This is a genomic window from Flavobacterium fluvii (genome assembly GCF_900129545.1).
In the GTDB taxonomy this organism is placed as follows: Bacteria; Bacteroidota; Bacteroidia; order Flavobacteriales; family Flavobacteriaceae; genus Flavobacterium; species Flavobacterium fluvii.
In genome coordinates this window covers 38388-57597 of the sequence record NZ_FQWB01000006.1, presented here as the reverse complement: position 1 = coordinate 57597, position 19210 = coordinate 38388, and the positions used below count along the sequence as shown (strand labels likewise).

Annotated in this window: 20 protein-coding genes; 6 read left to right on the top strand and 14 right to left on the bottom strand. The window is 35.9% G+C overall.

The features are described 5' to 3' along the window. Positions 1–198: 198 nt before the first annotated feature. The 13 genes from BUC16_RS13370 to BUC16_RS13310 all read right to left on the bottom strand — a co-directional run bounded on the left by BUC16_RS13370 (position 199) and on the right by BUC16_RS13310 (position 12550). A complete protein-coding gene (locus tag BUC16_RS13370) occupies positions 199–855 on the bottom strand; it encodes a DUF4136 domain-containing protein (RefSeq protein ID WP_073371453.1) in 657 nt (218 codons plus the stop codon). 44 nt (positions 856–899) lie between these two features. Continuing rightward, positions 900–1691: a DUF3575 domain-containing protein gene (locus tag BUC16_RS13365; RefSeq protein ID WP_073371304.1), complete on the bottom strand. Its 792-nt coding sequence runs from the start codon at positions 1689–1691 to the stop codon at positions 900–902. A 107-nt stretch (positions 1692–1798) separates the two neighbouring features. Beyond that, on the bottom strand, positions 1799–4039 hold the full coding sequence (locus BUC16_RS13360; protein ID WP_073371452.1) for a tetratricopeptide repeat protein: 2241 nt from the start codon (positions 4037–4039) through the stop codon (positions 1799–1801). A 94-nt stretch (positions 4040–4133) separates the two neighbouring features. Beyond that, positions 4134–4664 carry a DUF4251 domain-containing protein gene (locus tag BUC16_RS13355; protein ID WP_073371303.1) on the bottom strand — a complete coding sequence of 177 codons (531 nt, stop codon included), beginning with the start codon at positions 4662–4664 and terminating at the stop codon, positions 4134–4136. Between the two features lie 39 nt (positions 4665–4703). Continuing rightward, a complete protein-coding gene (locus tag BUC16_RS13350) occupies positions 4704–5591 on the bottom strand; it encodes a transporter (protein WP_073371302.1) in 888 nt (295 codons plus the stop codon). Between the two features lie 139 nt (positions 5592–5730). Next, positions 5731–6357 (bottom strand): outer membrane beta-barrel protein, encoded by a 627-nt coding sequence (locus BUC16_RS13345; RefSeq protein WP_073371301.1) that lies wholly within the window; start codon positions 6355–6357, stop codon positions 5731–5733. A gap of 86 nt (positions 6358–6443) precedes the next feature. Beyond that, on the bottom strand, positions 6444–7196 hold the full coding sequence (locus BUC16_RS13340; RefSeq protein ID WP_073371300.1) for a porin family protein: 753 nt from the start codon (positions 7194–7196) through the stop codon (positions 6444–6446). 16 nt (positions 7197–7212) lie between these two features. After that, positions 7213–8334 carry a hypothetical protein gene (locus tag BUC16_RS13335; RefSeq protein ID WP_073371299.1) on the bottom strand — a complete coding sequence of 374 codons (1122 nt, stop codon included), beginning with the start codon at positions 8332–8334 and terminating at the stop codon, positions 7213–7215. A 204-nt stretch (positions 8335–8538) separates the two neighbouring features. Beyond that, positions 8539–9735, bottom strand: coding sequence for a porin (locus BUC16_RS13330; RefSeq protein ID WP_073371298.1), 1197 nt, complete (start codon positions 9733–9735; stop codon positions 8539–8541). A 233-nt stretch (positions 9736–9968) separates the two neighbouring features. Further along, positions 9969–10844 carry a DUF5777 family beta-barrel protein gene (locus BUC16_RS13325; RefSeq protein ID WP_073371297.1) on the bottom strand — a complete coding sequence of 292 codons (876 nt, stop codon included), beginning with the start codon at positions 10842–10844 and terminating at the stop codon, positions 9969–9971. Between the two features lie 9 nt (positions 10845–10853). Beyond that, complete coding sequence (locus BUC16_RS13320; RefSeq protein ID WP_073371296.1) at positions 10854–11624, bottom strand: T9SS type A sorting domain-containing protein; 771 nt, start codon at positions 11622–11624, stop codon at positions 10854–10856. Positions 11625–11631: 7 nt separating this feature from the next. Next, a complete protein-coding gene (locus tag BUC16_RS13315) occupies positions 11632–12144 on the bottom strand; it encodes an ankyrin repeat domain-containing protein (protein ID WP_073371295.1) in 513 nt (170 codons plus the stop codon). A gap of 10 nt (positions 12145–12154) precedes the next feature. Continuing rightward, positions 12155–12550, bottom strand: coding sequence for an OB-fold protein (locus BUC16_RS13310; RefSeq protein WP_073371294.1), 396 nt, complete (start codon positions 12548–12550; stop codon positions 12155–12157). Positions 12551–12639: 89 nt separating this feature from the next. Between BUC16_RS13310 and BUC16_RS13305 the strand changes: the two genes are divergently transcribed. From BUC16_RS13305 to BUC16_RS13280, 6 genes are all read left to right on the top strand, one after another. Then, positions 12640–13011 carry a c-type cytochrome gene (locus BUC16_RS13305; protein WP_073371293.1) on the top strand — a complete coding sequence of 124 codons (372 nt, stop codon included), beginning with the start codon at positions 12640–12642 and terminating at the stop codon, positions 13009–13011. A gap of 15 nt (positions 13012–13026) precedes the next feature. Further along, the gene (locus BUC16_RS13300; protein WP_073371292.1) at positions 13027–13572 is read left to right on the top strand and encodes a YceI family protein; all 546 of its coding nucleotides are present in this window, start codon (positions 13027–13029) and stop codon (positions 13570–13572) included. Positions 13573–13776: 204 nt separating this feature from the next. Next, on the top strand, positions 13777–14304 hold the full coding sequence (locus tag BUC16_RS13295) for a superoxide dismutase family protein (RefSeq protein WP_073371291.1): 528 nt from the start codon (positions 13777–13779) through the stop codon (positions 14302–14304). A 138-nt stretch (positions 14305–14442) separates the two neighbouring features. Continuing rightward, positions 14443–15012 carry a YdeI/OmpD-associated family protein gene (locus BUC16_RS13290; protein WP_073371451.1) on the top strand — a complete coding sequence of 190 codons (570 nt, stop codon included), beginning with the start codon at positions 14443–14445 and terminating at the stop codon, positions 15010–15012. Positions 15013–15222: 210 nt separating this feature from the next. Further along, positions 15223–17103 (top strand): PAS domain-containing protein, encoded by a 1881-nt coding sequence (locus tag BUC16_RS13285; RefSeq protein ID WP_073371290.1) that lies wholly within the window; start codon positions 15223–15225, stop codon positions 17101–17103. Between the two features lie 97 nt (positions 17104–17200). Beyond that, complete coding sequence (locus BUC16_RS13280) at positions 17201–18403, top strand: LETM1-related biofilm-associated protein (RefSeq protein WP_073371289.1); 1203 nt, start codon at positions 17201–17203, stop codon at positions 18401–18403. Between the two features lie 104 nt (positions 18404–18507). On the opposite strand, the gene can is transcribed toward BUC16_RS13280, so the two are convergent. Further along, the gene (gene can / locus BUC16_RS13275) at positions 18508–19143 is read right to left on the bottom strand and encodes a carbonate dehydratase (protein ID WP_073371288.1); all 636 of its coding nucleotides are present in this window, start codon (positions 19141–19143) and stop codon (positions 18508–18510) included. Positions 19144–19210: the final 67 nt, after the last annotated feature.

Genomic DNA, 19210 nt, shown 5'->3' with positions numbered 1-19210 from the left:
TTTGTGCAATTTTAAGAGTGTAAAAATTCGTGTTCATTCGTGGAATTCGCGGCTTCTTTTTTATTTTTTAAAAGTGAATGCCTTGTCTTTGCCTCCATGTATCCTCGAATAAAGAGTAATCTGGAACATTATAATAAAAAAGCAGGCCATAAAGGACAATTGTCCTTTATGGCCTGCTTTTTTATTTACCGGAAGATACTATTTCTTTTTAGCTTCTTTTTTAGGCTCTTCTTTTACAATCAATCCTTTATTCGTAAGTTCTGTTTTTACGGCAAAAAGTATTTCGTCTAAAGTTTCATTTATTTTGGTAGGATTCATTGTTGAAGTAGTTCCTGACCAAAGCAATTTATTTGATTTCACGTCAAAAATATTGGTTTCCACATAGTAGGTCTTGTTTTCTTCGTAATATCCTGGCGTGCCATAATAACCACCACCATAACCCCAGCCGCCGTAACCGCCGTAATAACCACCACCGTAACCCCAGCCACCATAATAAGTGGTACCTTGAACATAATCGGTAGTTTTTTCAATATCGGTTAAACGCATCAAAATAATACCTTCAATACCTTGATTCAATAAATCGGCCACTACCAGTTTTTGGTCTTGTTGGGTTGGTTTTAGATAGCTGTATGAAGCCACGAAATTTCCTCTTGGTGATGAAGCCACAATTTTGTCTTCAGCAATTCTTCGGGAAGAATCATCCTTCATTTGGGCAATAACCAACACTTTATTGAAAGGCTTGATGGTCGTTCCATTCAAAGAAGGATCTGACCAAGATTTTACAATTTGAGTTGATGGGCCACATGCAGTAAATAAGCTGATGGCTAGCGCTGCTAAAAATAGTTTGTTTTTCATATTTGTTTTTGTTTGTTTATAATTTGTTTTTGGAATACTTTCTATCAAAATCGATATCCTATCTGGATCATGTAACGATACCCCAAACTGGTGGTGCTTTTAGTTCCTTTTCTTTGAAACTCGCCAGTATCATTGCCTATTGTACCGCTATAGCCCGGGAATTTATCTTTCAATGCTTCGTTCAACTTGTCAAAAAACAATTGTCGATCTTCATCGGATAAATTTCCTCCCACATCTGCTTTTAATTTATATCCAGCAACTCCAGGTCCCAAAAGAATCATGTCGACAGATAACCGTTTCCAAAACACGAACTGGTAACCCAATTCAACCCCAACAGTATGAATATTGATTTTCAAGTCCGAGTCCACTGTTTGGGGTGGTCCTGTCCCATCTTTGGTAAATTCCCAACTGTGTTCCTTGTTGAAAGTATTATAGGAATAATAAGGTCCCACATATACCCCTCTTGGAGCATTGTATTTATTCAATTTAGACAAATAAATGCGATAATCTCCCGAAATATGAAAACCTCCTTCATTAAGTATTGATTTGGCTTTCAACTCGCTGTCATCAACAAAACTAAAAGGAGAAAGTGACGCTTGACCTATATTGATGGAGAATGACTTATTGTTTTTCAATACTCTTTCATAACCAAAAATAAGAGATTTACCGCCAAAAATCAAGGGATTCGTGATGTTGAACCGAATCGTGTTCTTGAATTCTTTTTCAGGTTTAGCCGAACTGTCCGAAGTTTGGGCACTCGTGTTTAAACTGCTGAACACAAAAACAATAGAGAGGACCAATAGGCTTTTAAACCTTTTTGAGTTAGTGTTTTTCATAAGATTTTATTTATGGTGTCAGTAAGTAAATGTACAAATCATAATTTAAAAAAAAAATGTTTTTTTAACAAAAAAAAACTAAAAATGGAATCCAAAATATTTCATTATCAAATACCAAGATTGCTAAAAATTTGTTGATAGTTAGGATTATTGGGATCTAATTGTTTCAACTTCGAGGCGGCTTGCTGGGCTTTTACCCTATTGTTGGATTGAATGTAAACAAAAGTAAGTGCATAATACAGTTCGGGATCAGATGGAATAAGCGTTATTCCTTTGAGCAAAACGGTTTCGGCTTGTTTGGTTTTCTTGTTTTGATTCAACAGCAATCCATAATTGTAATATACTTTGGGATTCATCGATTTCAACTCCATCGCTTTGGCAAACGATTTTTCTGCTTCGGGAATATTATTTGTTTCATTATGCAGCAAGGCCATATTATAATAAACACGGTCATTTTTCGGATCATTTTTCATGGCCGATTGTAATGCTTGCAAAGCTTGTTTGTTCTTTCCTTGCAGGTTGTAAACCACAGACAAATTAAGCAGGGCATAATTCATGTTGGCATCTTTTTTTAGACCTCGCAAATAAAACTTTTCGGCATTGGCATAGTCCTGCGATTTCATGTAATAATCGGCCAACATAACATTTCCCACAGAGAAATCGGTTTGATATAGAAGCGATTTTTCCAATTCAATCTTGGCAGATGAAAAGGCTTTTGCATATTCACTTGGTATTTGTTCCACTGGAATACCAAGATAAAGATCGGCTGCGGCAATCCGAACCGCCCTCACCTTGTCTGAAAGTAAAGCTCCCACGGCATCACGCCAACTTTCGGCTGGAAATGAAGCCAAACTTCTCAATGCTCGATACCTAATTTGTGCTTCCTTGCTGGCAAGTCTAGCCATGATTGTGTTCAAACTGGTTTGTGTTGGAATACTGCCAAGATAAAAAGTGGCGGTGGCCTTGATTATTTTTGGAACAAATTTGTTGTCGATAAGATTGGTCAAATGTTTTTCACTGTTGGCATCTAGCCTACTTCCAGGAACAAGATCATCGGCAAAATGATATTTTCTTTTGGGTCCATACCATTTGATTATGGCATCCGCCAAAGTTTTTTCCGATTTGTCTTTATGACAGTTGCTGCAAGCGTTGGGAGTACCATATTTTACTGATAAATCAGGTCGGGGCACCCTGAAACTGTGATCATGACGCAAATCATTGCCCATATACAATTTGCCCGGCATATGGCAGTTTTTACACTCCGATGACGGACTGCCTTTGGGATGAAAAGTATGACTTGGCACATCATATTTGGTTGGAATATGACAAAGTGTGCAGGTTTTGTTGCCAATACGCTTCAATTTCGTACTGTGGGGATTATGGCAAGTGCTGCATACCAGTCCTTTTGCAAACATTTTACTTTGCAAAAAAGAAGTATATATATAATCTTCGTCATCCACCTGTCCGTCGGCATGAAAAAATTCGGTATTCGGTATTTGTGGAATATAGTTGTCCATAATCTCTTTGCTGGCAATATGAGAACCACTCAATTCCGACACGCGAGCATGACAAGGAGCGCAAGTATTCAATTGTTCGGTTTGTGTTGATTTTTTAGTCTGTTTCAGAAAATTTCCCGCCACTTTTTCTCCCGATTTATAATCATCGCCGTTTATAAAATCAACGTGTTGCATTCCTGCTCCGTGACAACTTTCGCAACTGACATTGATCAGGCTGTAACTCGATTTATAAGTGTCTGTCGCAACGTCATAATTCTTTTTTAGATTGGTCGAATGGCAAGTAGCACACATCGTGTTCCAGTTTTGGGCATTTCCTGTCCAATGCAGCCAGTCATGCGAAGCTATTTTTTGTCCTGCATATTGGTTGAACCATTTTTTCTTGTTCACGTCCCAACTGAGTCTGGGCACTTGCAGGCGCCCACCCGGAAATTGAATCAGGTATTGTTGCAATGGAGTAAATCCAAAGATGTATTTTACTTCGAAATCATGGTTTTTGCCATCATCACCTTCGGTGTTGATAAAAAATTTGGCTCCTTTTTTAAAAAAGCGACTGCTGACTCCATCGGCAGTGAAGGTCACGTTGTTGAAATCCCCTTTTACGGTAGAATCATTTGGCGGCAACATCGACATATAGTGATGTGATTGTTGCCATTGATTAAATTCGGTGGTGTGGCATTTTTTGCATGACTGATCCCCAACATAAGCATTATTATTGGACTCAATCTCGGTATATTCAACATCTTTGGAACTGCAACTATCCACAATAAATACCCTAAAGATTACAAGAAGTACTATGAGGACCAGTACCAAAACAGTTGATTTTTTGAACATTGAATGCGTTTTTAATAAAGTATTTAATAAAAGAAACCAATTAATTGAACGCAATTCAAAATGGTTCACTTATAGATTTATCCTTCAAGCAAAACTATTTTTTAGGAAGTTTTTCAATATCGCCATCGTAAGAAATAGAACTCCTATTATTGCTGTTTACGGTAAGATAGGCTCCTCCCTCAAGATGTACCGAAAGCATTATGGTATACGAATCGCGTTCTCCCCTGACTTCAACTTTTATTATATAGTTTTTTTTCGTCTTTTCTACGGTGTAAACGGTAGGTTTCCCTTCAAAATCCATTCCGTTGTCTCCTCCATATGTAACTCCACTATAGCCTCTGCCAAAATAAGGCAAATAACTCTTGATCAAATCAGGATGGAATTCCATCTCATAAGAAGTATCGCTTAAAGTTATGTTTCTTCCTCCTTGTGGGCTAACACTTCTTGGAGAAAAAACAAATTCTTTGGAATCAACCAAAAGCGCTACCTCCTTCTGTTTTGCTATTTTGGCTTCTTCTTTTATTTGTTTTTTTGTTTTCTCTTGGGCATTTGCATTTGCAAAAGAAAAAAATGCAACAGTCAGTATTAAAAAACTAACCAAGTTGTAATTGAATTTTGTTTTCATGTTAGTTTAAATTTAAATATTTTTTTTAATGGTACTTTTCTAAAAGAAAACATACTGATAAGCAAACGTTATGGAATCATAATTTAATCCAAGATTTGACATTAACCCGGTATGAAATTGCAACCGCAAAGATTGTGCCTTTGAAATTGGAGCCGAAAAAGTGGCACCAATCCTCCAGTCATTTATTGTTTTAGAAGGAATACCGTCAATTCTTGTTTCTCCCACTTTGTACCAATTCGTATTGAGTCCCACCCACATTTGATTTTTGAAATAATAACTGGCATGCGCCTGAAAAGTAACAGTTGGCTCCTGTTTCAATTCTTTATTGGTGAGATATTCAGTGTTATTGGTGTAAAACCAAGTTCCAAAATAAGCTTCTGTATAAATGTGTGTAAATCTTCGTGAAATGCCTATTTCTGGTTTAAATGCCCAACGATTGCTTCCAAGATTTATTGCTTTATCCTCGAAATATCTTCCCGTGGGAACCGAGGTGACCAAACTCACTCCAAAGATGGCTTTTTGCTGATACTGTCGAAAATCTTTTCTGTCCAGAGCAGGAGATCCCGTTAAATTAACCCCGAGTCGAATGCGCATGTCTGCCATGCCGGTTCGGGAACCCGTAATTTGTTCCCCATTTTGAATCAATTGTCCTTGCATGTCCGCAAAAGGCAAAGACACTTGAACCCTGGCCAGTTTCTTTGCAATGCCAAAACTGCGGATATAGTTAATGCCGATACTATGGGTACTCAACTTGAAATCTTTGATCGGCAATGCTGGATCGGTAAGCACATTTCCTGAAATAAAGCCATAACCAAGTGCCAAAACATTTATCCCTTTAGGAACATTGGCGTATGCTCTTGGTTCCAGATCTTGACCTTGAACCGAAACATAAAAGAAACAAATTAATATACCAAAAATTATTTTCATCCTTGAAAATGGAAATAAAGGCTTATTCGATTGACAATGCATTGGTTCAAATTATTAAAAGGAAACTGTACGACAAAAAATGAAACAAAAAAAGCTGCAAATCTTGTCGACATTGCAGCTTTTTCTTTTATTGTTTTTTTTAGCGTTTGAAGTCAAATGCGAGAGCAGCTCCTAAACCAAATTGATAAATTGATGCATCACTAGGATAAGAAACATAACCCCAACCTGGATAATAATACGTGTCTGAACCATAAGTAGCCCAAATAGTCTGGAAATAAGCCTGCAATTTCACTGCAACTGTTTCTGAAGCTTTTATTTTTACACCAGCTTTGAAATCCCATGCAAATCTTGCACTTGAATTATTGTCACCTGATGCCCAACCAACTCCCAAATCCAAACCTAAAAAAGGAAGCAACTTTGGATTGCCTGTTGGGAAATAATTGTTACCTCCAATTAAAACATAATTGATGGCTGAACTGTCATTTCCAATATTGTCTTGTCCCGGCCCTAGAGCTGGTGTAAACAGAGGAGTTTTGGTGTCCATTCTAAGGTATTTCAATTCAATGGATTTTGTTGGTCTTACAAAAAATTCTGCACCCAATCCATATTGGAAAGCTCCTTTAATTTCAATGGAGGAAAAGTCGGAATGGATTTCATCGTCAAAAGTATAACCTCCATACAAATTAAGACCTATATCTCCTTGACTTTGGGCTCTAACACCTAAAGCACTTAAAAAAATCACTGCAATAATTGATAGTTTTTTCATAGTTTTTAGTTTTATTTAATATTAAGTTTTGTTTGTTTTTGGTCTAATTCTCAAAAAAATGCTAAACAAATGTATAAGATTATTTTCTATTTACCAATATTTTTGGCGTCTTTTTCTGATGTCTCTTTTTCAGCTGCTTTTTTGGCCGCTTTTGCTTTACCTATTGGTATTCCTGCTGTTATGTAAAATGAACGGTTATATTGCTTGGGACTAGAATCTCCTTTCATTACGGTTACCAAACCATAATAATAATTGACTCCCAAGTTCATTCCGTTACCTCCCATTAAGCGATAACCTAGGCCTAATGCCAAGCCGGCATCAACAACGTGAATTCGGTCTCTAATATTATTTTTATACTCCAAATTTTCGCCCTCATAATCGTTCTTGAATTCATCAAAAGCTTTACCGAGCAAGCCTAATTGCGTTCCTGCTTTGACATACATATTGTTTTCGAATTTGTACTTGATCATGATGGGCACGTTAAAATAATTTATTTTTCTGTCAACGTGACCTCCTGCAAAAGCATTATCCAAAACCGGGTCGTTCAAGGAATAAACAGCCAAACCATCGGCTCCCATGGTTGATTTTACGATTACTCCAGTATTCAAGGCCCATGAAGGATTCTTGAGCAAAAAATCAAAATAAAACCCCAGATTGAAATCCGTCCTGTATTTTGCCCCTTCTTGATTGGATATCGTCGAAAAATTGACACCTCCATCCAAACCAAACTCCACTTTTGGAGAATTAAGCATGTCTCCAAAAATCAAGGAGATCAATACTTGTGAATTCACTGATTGAATACAGAACAGCAAGGAGGCAACCAGTAAAGCTTTTTTCATAATAAACATGAATTAATTACAATCCAAAACGGTATTGAAGACTGGTCATAAATTGTTTACGCGTTCCTAAAAACCCATACTCGGCTCTCAACATAAAATGTCTGTTGAATTGGTATTGGGTTCCTACTATAAAATTCCACATGTCTTTTGGCGCTTTTTCGAGAGAATACTGCACGGTTGAAGAAGAACCAGTACTCAATGCACCATCAACTGCGGTTAAGAGGTTTCCAGCACTTTCCAAAGCTCGATTGGCAGTATTATGTTTGGCTTTGTTCACGGGATTCGCTTGCTCAGCATTACTCAATCCATTCCACCAATTATCTACCGCTGTTTGTTTTTCGGCCACTTTTACAAAACCATTATCCACTTTTTCTTGTAGATCATCTGTAGGCAATAAACCATTCAATGGCAAAGAACCAGCGGTTTCACTTTTTAAATGCACTCTAAAAGCTCCTGCCCAAAAGGCTATATTTCGATCAGGTTTGCTGAATCTAAAAGTTTTCCCCATTCTAGGTCCAAAAATGAAAGCCTGTGCCGGTTTTTCCAAGGCACTGATGTCTGTCCAGGAAACATTCATGTCTAGAGCCAACCAACCTCCTCCTATACCAATGGTGGGCGTAATTCCCAATCCAAATGTGGTTCCGTCAAAATTGGCTTTAGAACCAAAAGACATAATTTCAGACCAATTATTATCGGCATCGGGAACCCATATTCCGGCATTGATTGCCGTTGATGTTTTGGCTTTTCCCAAGATACCATAAACATTCAAGAAAGGGAATAACCAAATATCAGGTCTAACATTAATGGCATTGGCGGTGGCGGTGGCGTCATTAAATCGCACAATCTCGTCTAAATTGTATTGGGGACCATTGTTAAATCCTACATTCAAATTATCAATGACCAACTCTGATTCCTGCCAAAAATAATTCACGGAAACACCCGCTGAATAAGGTAGTTTAAAGCCTTTTTTTGTTGCTTTTTCTCCCCATATTGGTAGCGCATAGGGATATTCGGTTGTTTTAAGGCTGTCTTTAACTGCTTCGTTCTTTTTTCCAACAACTTTGTCAGTATAGACTTGCGCAAAAGTTTGCACACTAAAAAAAACTACAACAAAAAGAATTAATCTATTGTTTTTCATTGGGTTAGTTTTAAATTATTTATTTTTAATTCTTTTACTAATTTATAAAAATTTATAAGGAATCAACTTTTATATTTAACAATTGTTAAAAAAAAGAAAAAAAATGAGTTTCCACTAAAAAAATCAAAAAACAATATTGATGCAAATCATCGTAAATCGACTTGCTCTTTTAGACTTTCCATAAAAAAACAATCAACAACAGCATTACAAAACCAATAATGGCGCGACAATGCCGACACTGAATTGACCAGTGGTAAAATCTTTAGCACCGAAAGCGTTTTCTGCATAAGAAGCGAAATCATATTTCCTGGCTACATAACCCGCAAAAAAGCGCAAATTTATGTCCTTGAAAGGCATATATTCAATGGTTGGAATCAGACCGTAACTAGTCGACAATTTGCTGCTCCCATTAGGATCTGGATTCCCTTTCCAAGAATGGTCACAATTAAAAATACTCAGTATCAAGGTTACTTTAGAAGCAACAGCCCACTCTCCCCTGAACCAGTTTTCCACATAAAGAGCATCTTGGGCAGCATATTGATATTGGCTATCTATAATCCTTGAAATGATTCCATTACGATCCAGGCCTTCATCACTGTATTTGAAATCATAATACAATGCAAAATTTTTACCTTTAAACTTGTTGCCTAGCGCATAATAATGCATGTGGGCACCTTGTGCTTCATTAAAAAAGCTGTAACTCCAGGTAGTTTGAAACTTGCCTTCAAAAAATTTTCCCCTCCAATTAACTACCGTTGCCAAAGGATATTCCGATGGATTTATTGATGGCGGTGCACTTGTTCCATATTGCTCTTCATAAGTCCTGTTTCTCGAATTCAATACCTGAAAAGAAAAGGTATGATTTTTACTTTTTAATGTGTGGGAAATTCCGGCTCCAACCAAGAAATTATCGGCATTTTTTATGATGTCGTTATAAGACATAATGTCTATTGGATTAAAATCGAATTCATACCCTCCCCAATCAGCACATAATTTACCAAAAGAAAATTGGGTTCTTGTTGCTAAATCAATTTTTACCCAAGCCAAGTCAACCGCTCTGGTAATATTGTCCAAACTTCCCAGTTCGGGTTCCCTGGTGTATCTACTACGAAATCTAAAATAAACTTTATCGTGTATTTTTCCTTTCATTTCCAATCGCAACTGGTTCACTTTAAAATTTGAAATATCATGATTATTATCCGTAAAATAACTGTCAAATCCCATGCGGGTATTAAAAATAACGTCAATGTTTTTCAATAATTTTTGTCTATCCTCAGGTATCAATGATTTTATGGAATCAGTCATCAGCAAGTTCCCTTCATTGGTTTGTGTCTCTACTTTTTGACCCATGGAAATGATTGGTATCAACCCAATTATCAAATAAATCCAATATTTTTTCATATCCAATTAATTTTAAATTTATTGTCCTAATAAAAAACCAACCATTATGGCAACGCCAATGGCTACCACACCAGGTAAATTAAAATTATGATTGACTTCGTATTTCCCAAAAGGGTTTCTGAAAATTAAACCTTAAGAGACAAGACATTATAACATTGGTATAATTAATTTAAATTTAGCCTGAAAAATATTTTACAACTATTTGAAAAATTAAATTTCATTGCCAAAAATTCTTAAAAAACACGAACCAGATTAAATCCAAAAGCAATTTCACCTTTACTCCACCTACCGGCAGTTTTTCCTAAATACCCAGCCTCATGCATGGCGCGAGAATTGGTAAAATGCATTTGAAAAACGTGTCCGCCAGTTTCAAGATCCACTCCTATCGAAAAAGGGTTCTCATATATAGATTGGCTTGCTCTATTCAAATGGGCGGCATAATCCATATTAACAGACCAACGTTTGGCAAATTTATACCTACCTCCCATTCCTATGGCAAATTGATCATTGTCTTGAGGATTAGGTGAAATAACGGTATTGTTTTCATCCAAAATATCTTTCAAAGTGTTTTCATGAAAATAGGATGGCGCAATTTCCAACGACAATTTTTCCGTGAATTTCCTGGATATCAATAGTTGGGTGACATAAGTCAGTCGATTTTCGAATTCCATCTTTGGATAATTTTCCTCTTTCATTTCGGCATTGACCGCAATACTGTTAAAGCCCACAATGGCAAAAGGAAATCCGTCTTTTTCTTGTGCTACTAATCGGTATTTAAATCCCAAATCAATAGTTTCTTCAAAACCGCTTCTGGCAATATGTACCGTCAGCCAATCTTTGAATCCGTATACAAATTTAATTTGGGTGTTCGCATTGTCAATACCAAAAAAATCATCGAACCCATGATTTACGTAGTCGAATCGATGGGCAACAACCAAATAAAAATCGCCTTTTCCTGCAAGTTTTGTCGATTCCAGATTGACAATTTTTAAAGACTTAAAAGCCGATTCCACTTTCGTATCGGCTTTTGCAGTGTCAATTTCAGTCAACAAACTGTTTTGCGAGAAAACACAAATCGGGAATAACACGGTAAATAATAGTTTTTTCATAAAAGTTGATTAGTTAACAACCACTATTTTTTTCCAACTCTTCTCTTTTTCATTTACCAGTTCAATCAAGTAAACACCAGTCTGCAATCCACTAATGTTTACCCCAACATTTTCACTATTATCCTTTACTTCCACAGTTTTTACAAAAGCACCAGTTTGGGAGTATATGTTTATTTTTTCGAGAAAAGTTTTTGTTTTCACCACAAATTCACCCGTTGTCGGATTTGGATAAATTTGGGTTGCACTTAAAGAAAAATCATCTATTCCAAGAGAGGATAAAGATACAGATCCAGCATTATATCTATTGGATCCATGATACTGCAATGGCGAATTAATTGCGGAAACGGCATGTGATCCCGCCAAATTTATTGAACTATTTGAAAAATTAAAAGTATAATCTGAACCTTCCGCAACAAAAGGTCTTGTGGCAATAATGGTTCTTGTTCCTGAAAAAACGGTATTGCCTGTAACAGTCCAATTATTCACGCCATCATCACTAGGAGTGTTTCCTTCACCATTATGGGTTGCATCTATCAAGGTTGATCCATTATAATAAACTAAATCATTACCTGAAGTCATGGCTCCACTAAAACTCCCAAATGTTATGGCAAACCACCTATCAGACGGCCCCTTGATGGTCATGGTGGCAGTAGAACTTGAATTGTCTAATTTTAATTTAACTGAAAAATTTGTTAACAAATCTACAGTTTCAGTTTCCTTCTGTTGAGAAAATCCAATCGTACCCATAACCAAGATCAAAAATGTAATTATTCTTTTCATAATAAATTTATTTTAGGAGGTTAATAATTTCGTCATCATTTGAAAAAACTGCATATTCAAAAGCCGTCTTTCCTTTATTGTCAATTTTTGATTTGTCTGCTTTATGACTCAAAAGTAATTTTATGACATCAGCATTTTTAAACTGGACAGCATAAATTAGAGCCGTAGTTCCATTGGCATCAGTTAAATTTGGATTTGCATTTTTTTCCAACAACGCCAGAACTATTTCTTTGTTTCCTTTTACTACAGCCGCCATCAAAGGAGTCCCCATGGGACTGTTTCCATTTATGTCTTTAACGTTTTTTATCAAAAAAAGGGCTACAGCCAAATTTCCCCTATAACTAGCCAAAACCAAAGGGGAATACCCTTGTTCATTACAAGAATTTATTATTTCGGAGTTTTGTTCCATTGCGATTTTCACTTCCTCAACTGTGCCTTTTCTGGCAATGTCAAAAATATCAGTTTGAGAAAATCCCGATTGGAAAACCAATAAGAAAAAAAATAGTTGTAAATACTTCATAATGCATAATTTACGGAGTTAAAAAAATACATTGATCCATTTTTAATTCTTCGACTAAAGCATCATATCCAATAAAACGTCCTTTAATTTTTATTTTGGCATTAAGCTGAAGCTTTTTTGGCACTTCTTCTTTAAAGGTTGCAAATAACTTGTCATTTAGGAGAATCGATTTTGTTGCAACATCAACGCTGGACAAATTACCTGTAACTTCAATCGTTTTGTCTAAATATTTACGATTTGCAGAAATTTCATTAGCTTGAAACTCCAAAAAAATATCGGTTACTGCAATACTATAGCTTTCTTTTTCGTTAGTTATATCCCGATGCTCTTTGTAAGTATAAAGATAAATACCTACAACGCCCACAATAAGTAAAATAAATAATATTATTATTATTTTATTTTTCATTATATTTATACTTATTTTAAAACAAATTTAACCAATTAATCGTTAATGATTGGTTTTTAATTCATTTTTTTAACATAAAAACTATAATTATGAAAACACGAATCTTTCTCGTTATATCTGTATTATTTCTATTAGTGAGTTGTTCAAACGATTCCGAATCGGATTTGATGAATAATCCCACTCCTACTCCAAACCCAAGCACGATAACTTACATCAATACCATAAAATCAATTATGGACAGCAATTGTATTTCCTGTCATGGAACCACCCCTTCTGGCGGTGCTCCAATGTCATTGACCACTTATCAAAACGTGAAAGACGCCGTAATGAACAGAGGTTTAATTGACCGAATTTCTAGAGCCCAAGGTGCTGCTGGAATGATGCCATATAACGGAACAAGATTGCCTCAAAGCACTATTAATCAAGTTATCGATTGGAAAAACAATGGATTTGCAGAATAATTTATTTTTATTTCTATGAAACGAATTATAGTTTTATCGGCTATTATTATTTTGACTGGATTCAAGACTTTTTCCCAAGACAAAAAAATCACCAAAACGGGTAAAATAATTTTTGAAGCCTCCGTTCCGTCTTTTGAAGAAGTCAAGGCAAAAAACGAGTCCGTTACCTGCGTGGTGAACATAAAAACAGGAGAAATTGCCAGTTTAGCCCTAATGAGAGGGTTTCGTTTTAAAGTTGCTTTAATGGAAGAGCATTTTAACGAGAATTATATTGAAAGCGACAAATATCCAAAAGCTACTTTTAATGGCAAAATCCAGGGTTTTGATTGGGATAATATTGGAAACTCCCCAAAAGAATATAAAATGAATGGAATACTTGAAGTACACGGAAAATCAAAAGAAATTTCCACCAGTGTTTTTCTTAGAAAAGTGGATAATGGCCTAGAAATTGTTTCAGATTTCAAAGTCAAGATAAAAGACTTTAACATAGATATTCCCAAAGTATTGAGTATGAAAGTCGCCGAAACTGTAAATATTAAAACATTATTTTTAGTAAAATGAGCACCTTGTCTCAACACCATAATATAATTATATTTCAATTCAATGGAGATTATTTCTCCTCTTTCTACGCCAACATTTTCATGATCTTGAACGGCATTATCCTCAATAAATTTTTCTCGATGGCAACTATGGATTTTTTGCAAATGATTTCAATCTTCTAAGCAGGATTACTTATATTTGACCAACTTTACAAAATCAAATACAATGAAAAAAATAAGCTTCTCCGTTGCATTACTCTTAGCCATCCTCATTGGATGCAAAACAAAAAGCAATTCCAGTGATTCCAAGAATTTGAACATCGCATTCGAATCAAAAAGCAACAGCAACGTAACCGGAACCGCCACATTCACGGAAAAGAAAGGAAAAGTAACATTCACGGCCAAAGTATCCGGATTAAAACCGGGAGTTCACGCCATCCACATTCACGAAAAATCAGATTGCTCGTCTCCCGATGGTGTTTCGGCTGGAGGACATTGGAATCCAACCTTCAAAAAACACGGACAATGGGGAGTTGGCGAATACCACAAAGGCGATATTGGCAATTTCACGGCCGATGAAAAAGGAAACGGAACCATTACTTTAACCACGGACGAATGGTGCATTGGATGTGAAGATGCCACCAAAGACATTCTTGGAAAAGGATTGATCGTTCATCAAGGCTCCGATGATTTTACGAGCCAACCTGCAGGAAATGCCGGCGCCAGAGTGGCATGTTCTGCAATTATAAAATAATAAAAATCATTTCAGATTTTTGATTGTAGATTAACGATTTTAGATTTGGTGTTGGTAAATAAAGATTCCTCGGTTTTATTAGGACTCAAACATCAGGAATCGTTATTCTATAATCAAAAATCCATTACTTCAAAACATTTGGATAAAAAAGAACACCACTATTTTAAAAATGCCAAAGAATGGCGGAAATGGTTGCACGAAAACCATAATAAATCCACGGGAATTTGCCTGATTTTCTACAAAGTGGGCAGCGAATTGGAAAGTATGCGTTGGGAAGAAGCCGTTCAAGTGGCGATTTGCTATGGCTGGATCGATTCGACCGTAAAAAAAATGGACGACGAACGCCGTAAACAAGTTTTTTCGCCCCGAAAAGACAAAAGTGTTTGGAGCAAACTGAACAAAACCTATATTGAAAAACTCATTGCAGAAAATTTAATGCACGAAAGTGGATTGGCCAAAATTGAAATTGCCAAGCAAAACGGCTCCTGGAATTCATTGGATGCCGTTGAAGATTTAATTATTCCAGAAGACTTGTTCAAAGCATTTGAACAAAACCAAATTGCTTTTGAAAATTATCAAAACTTTAGTCCCTCTTATCGAAAAGGATATCTCTATTGGTTAAATCAGGCCAAAAGGACCGAAACCCGAAACAATAGAATTGACTCCATAATTGACCTTTGCCAACAAAATAAAAAATCGAGAGATTAATTTATTTTAAAATGCTCTCGACTCTATAACCAAAATTTTATTATAGTACGAAAAAACATCTACAAAATCTTATAATTTTCATAAAACACGACCGTTTATCGATTAAATCTGCTTTTGGTAGATTCAAATTTATTATTTTTGCATAAAATATTGATTTTCTGCTGAATATGCCTAACTATTATTACAGTAGAGGAATTTGATGCCATGACTATGAGAGATGATTTAAAAAAAACAGACGATCTTGAAAAAACAATAAAAGAAATTTCCGATTACAAATATGCACTTGATGAATCGGCAATTGTTGACATTACCGATCAAAATGGTGTTATCACTCACATAAATGATAATTTCTGTAATATATCTAAATATTCCCGTGAAGAACTAATTGGCAAGGATCACAGAATAGTTAACTCAGGTTACCATTCCAAAGAATTCTTTAAAGAACTTTGGGATACCATCTTGAACAAAAAAGTATGGAAAGGCGAATTAAAAAACATAACCAAAGACGGTTCTATTTATTGGGTTGACACTACCATTATTCCTTTCTTGGATACAGAGGGCAAGCCTTATCAATTTTTAAGCATTGGTTCTGATATTACCGAAAAAAAGAAAGCAGAGGAAGAACTCCAAAAAACAATAAAAGAAATTTCCGGTTATAAATATGCACTTGATGAATCGGCAATTATTGCAATTACCGACCAAAGAGGCAGTATCACCCACGTAAATGATAATTTCTGCAAAATATCTAAATATTCCCGTGAAGAACTAATAGGACAGGATCACAGAATCATCAACTCGGGCCATCATTCCAAAGAATTTATCAAGGAACTTTGGGGCACTATTGCCAAGGGAAAAGTTTGGAAAGGCGAAATAAAAAACGAGGCAAAAGACGGTTCTGCCTATTGGGTTGACACCACTATCGTTCCATTTTTGAATGAATATGGCAAACCTTATCAATATGTTGCCATACGTTCCGACATTTCAGAAAGAAAAAAAGGTGAAGAAGAACTTCAAAAAACCATCAGGGAGATTTCCGATTACAAGTATGCTCTCGAAGAATCGGCTATTATTGCCATAACCGACCAAAAAGGTTTTATTACCCACGTGAATGATAATTTCTGTAAAATATCAAAATATTCCCGTGAAGAATTGATTGGACAGGATCACAGAATCATCAACTCGGGCCATCATTCCAAAGAATTTATCAAGGAACTTTGGGGCACTATTGCCAAGGGAAAAGTTTGGAAAGGCGAGATAAAAAACGAAGCAAAAGACGGTTCTGCCTATTGGGTTGACACCACTATTGTGCCCTTTTTGAACGAATATGGCAAACCTTATCAATATGTTGCCATTCGCTCGGATATCACCAAAAGAAAAAATGGAGAAGAGGAATTGAACCGATATGCCAATACTTTAGAAATAGCAAATAGACAACTTGTTGATTTTACCAATATCGTTTCCCATAATTTGCGCGGACCAATGGTGAGCATCAGTGCATTTCTCGAATTCCTAAAAGAAACAGATGACAAAGAAGATCAAAAAGAGTTGATTGAAAACATGACCAATACAATCAATCATTTAAATGCTGTTTTTGAAGAATTGATTGAGACCGTTCAGGTAAAACAGGACACCGAAATAAAATTGGATGAAATTGTTTTGAAAGAAGCAATGGACAAGGTACTTCTTGGGTTTGAAATACAAACCAAATTGCATAATGCCAATATTCACTTTGATTTTGATGAGGCTCCTGTAGTTAAATATCCGCATAAATATCTAGACAGCTTGTTGCTGAATTTGATAAGCAATGCCTTTAAATATAAATCGCCAACAAGACCACCCGTAATTAAAGTCAAATCCGAAGCAAAAAACGGAAATATTGTGCTGTCTGTTTCCGATAATGGACTAGGAATTGATTTGGAGAAACACAAAGACAGTCTTTTTAAAATCAGAAAAACATTCCACGATCATCCGGAAGCCAAGGGTTTCGGATTGTTCATGACCAAAACCCAGATAGAAGCCATGGGAGGAACCATTTGGGCAAAAAGTACCTTGAACGAAGGAACTACTTTTTTTGTTGAAATGAAAAAATAAAAATTTCACAAAAATTCTTGAAGAAATCATTTTATAAATCAAATGAAGTACAAATTGATTCATAAAAAAACATAGCTTTGCAGCTCAAAAAAAAGCAATGATTAACCCTTCGGCAAACGGTTGGATAGACAAATTTTTCTTGAAGCAAAAATCCTCTTTGCCTCCTGTCGAAATACATCCCAATACATTTTACACAAATGTCAGGAAAACAGGATTTATTTATGGTCATATTGTTTCTTTTGACACAAAGTTTCCAATACACAATAAAGGCTGGCTACAAAACGAAACGTCTAAAGTTTCCCTTCTCAATACCTTGTTTGAAATCTACGGACTGTCTTCAAACGAAAAGAATCCCGAAAATTTTATTTCAAAAGCGGTTGCTTTCTACAACCAAATGAATCCCCAAGGATTTAGTCTTTTCAAGAAAATATTGCCGGACGACTCGCCTTCCTTGACCTTGGAAAAACTAATCGATAGTCGAGTTCAAACCAATGTTGACATCATCAGCAAAAATTTTTCGCATATTGTAACCAATGCGCTGCTTTTTATAGATGTTTTGGCTTTTCGCCAATACTTGATTCACGGAAAAATTCCAGAAAAATATTTAAAAAAAATCGAGGAAGCCATTATCAGCATCGTTTCCTTGGCGTTGACCACCAAATCCACTAAATCGAAATACGACGATTTATTGATTAAACTATTCGAATCCTCCGTTCGGTACAGTAAATTCTCGAAAGTAAACATCAAGAACTTGGAAGAACTGAAACTGGATTATTTCACGAATGAATTGGAAAAAAATTATTTGATCGACATGGCGGGAATGGCTTTGTGGAGCGACGGCATCATCGAGAACAACGAAGCTTATTTTCTGCACAAATTAGCTGAATTGATGGAGGTTCCTGATGATTTTGTCACCGAAAGCATCGAAAAAACCAATGAATTCATTGTTCGATACAAAAACGAAATTCCTTATTTCAAATACTCCAATCCAGTCAAACATTTTTACGACCAGACCACTCAAACAGTCGTAACCCTTATTGGTCGCAACAAAAACAGGTTGGTCAAGGAAATTGTGCAAAGCAAAGAATTAATGCTCCTATTGGCGCATTCCACCCGAAGAGATTTGGATGAAAAAGAAAAGAAAAAAGTGCGAAAACAGTTGTTGGATGTATGCAAAACGATTCCGTCTCTAGCCATATTTCTATTACCTGGCGGAAGTTTGTTGCTCCCTATTTTCATCAAATTTATACCAACACTCTTGCCTTCCGCTTTTAACGAGAATTTGGAAAACGAGGATTAAACCTAGTTTTTCAAGACAAAAAAAGCCAAGAATTCGCAAATTAACTTGCAAATTTTTGGCTAACTAAGTATGACCAAGTAGTCTTTCTACTGGTCTTGGTAAAATTAAAACTTCAATTGATACACATCATCCAAATCCTTGTCTGAACTAAAATTGACGTTCAAATCGGTTACGTATCCAGAATTTAATCCGTAAACCCAACCGTGAATAGATAACTCTTGTCCTTTTTTCCAAGCCGATTGAACTATAGATGTTTTGGCCAAATCAAAGACTTGTTCAATAACGTTAATTTCAACAAATCTGTTAAAACGATCTGTTTCATTTTCGATAGCATCCAATTCCTTATGATGAAAACGGTAAACGTCTTTTATATGACGAATCCAGTTGTCAATTATACCAACAGAATCATTTCCCATGGCAGCTTTTACACCTCCGCAACCATAATGACCGCAAACCAATACATGTTTTACTTTCAAAACATTGACCGCATAATCCAAAACACTCAACATATTCATGTCCGAGTGGATGACCATATTGGCAATATTTCTATGCACAAAAACTTCTCCCGGTTTGGCTCCAATAATTTCGTTGGCAGGAACTCTACTGTCCGAACAACCAATCCAAAGCAATGGCGGCTTTTGACCCATAGCCAAATCCGTAAAATAATTAGGATCCAATGCCAAAGTAGATTCAACCCATTCTTTATTGTTGTCTAATATTTTTTTATAAAAATCGCTCATTGATTTAGTTGTTTTAGTTTACCAAAAATAGAGAAATATAATCAATGTAGAACTAAGTTATAAGGTT

Excerpts from the sequence above, each read along its gene's own strand:
- BUC16_RS13370 (WP_073371453.1), bottom strand. The coding sequence starts at position 855 with ATGAAAAACAAACTATTTTTAGCAGCGCTAGCCATCAGCTTATTTACT.
- BUC16_RS13365 (WP_073371304.1), bottom strand. The coding sequence starts at position 1,691 with ATGAAAAACACTAACTCAAAAAGGTTTAAAAGCCTATTGGTCCTCTCT.
- BUC16_RS13360 (WP_073371452.1), bottom strand. The coding sequence starts at position 4,039 with ATGTTCAAAAAATCAACTGTTTTGGTACTGGTCCTCATAGTACTTCTT.
- BUC16_RS13355 (WP_073371303.1), bottom strand. The coding sequence starts at position 4,664 with ATGAAAACAAAATTCAATTACAACTTGGTTAGTTTTTTAATACTGACT.
- BUC16_RS13350 (WP_073371302.1), bottom strand. The coding sequence starts at position 5,591 with ATGAAAATAATTTTTGGTATATTAATTTGTTTCTTTTATGTTTCGGTT.
- BUC16_RS13345 (WP_073371301.1), bottom strand. The coding sequence starts at position 6,357 with ATGAAAAAACTATCAATTATTGCAGTGATTTTTTTAAGTGCTTTAGGT.
- BUC16_RS13340 (WP_073371300.1), bottom strand. The coding sequence starts at position 7,196 with ATGAAAAAAGCTTTACTGGTTGCCTCCTTGCTGTTCTGTATTCAATCA.
- BUC16_RS13335 (WP_073371299.1), bottom strand. The coding sequence starts at position 8,334 with ATGAAAAACAATAGATTAATTCTTTTTGTTGTAGTTTTTTTTAGTGTG.
- BUC16_RS13330 (WP_073371298.1), bottom strand. The coding sequence starts at position 9,735 with ATGAAAAAATATTGGATTTATTTGATAATTGGGTTGATACCAATCATT.
- BUC16_RS13325 (WP_073371297.1), bottom strand. The coding sequence starts at position 10,844 with ATGAAAAAACTATTATTTACCGTGTTATTCCCGATTTGTGTTTTCTCG.
- BUC16_RS13320 (WP_073371296.1), bottom strand. The coding sequence starts at position 11,624 with ATGAAAAGAATAATTACATTTTTGATCTTGGTTATGGGTACGATTGGA.
- BUC16_RS13315 (WP_073371295.1), bottom strand. The coding sequence starts at position 12,144 with ATGAAGTATTTACAACTATTTTTTTTCTTATTGGTTTTCCAATCGGGA.
- BUC16_RS13310 (WP_073371294.1), bottom strand. The coding sequence starts at position 12,550 with ATGAAAAATAAAATAATAATAATATTATTTATTTTACTTATTGTGGGC.
- BUC16_RS13305 (WP_073371293.1), top strand. The coding sequence starts at position 12,640 with ATGAAAACACGAATCTTTCTCGTTATATCTGTATTATTTCTATTAGTG.
- BUC16_RS13300 (WP_073371292.1), top strand. The coding sequence starts at position 13,027 with ATGAAACGAATTATAGTTTTATCGGCTATTATTATTTTGACTGGATTC.
- BUC16_RS13295 (WP_073371291.1), top strand. The coding sequence starts at position 13,777 with ATGAAAAAAATAAGCTTCTCCGTTGCATTACTCTTAGCCATCCTCATT.
- BUC16_RS13285 (WP_073371290.1), top strand. The coding sequence starts at position 15,223 with ATGAGAGATGATTTAAAAAAAACAGACGATCTTGAAAAAACAATAAAA.
- BUC16_RS13280 (WP_073371289.1), top strand. The coding sequence starts at position 17,201 with ATGATTAACCCTTCGGCAAACGGTTGGATAGACAAATTTTTCTTGAAG.
- can (WP_073371288.1), bottom strand. The coding sequence starts at position 19,143 with ATGAGCGATTTTTATAAAAAAATATTAGACAACAATAAAGAATGGGTT.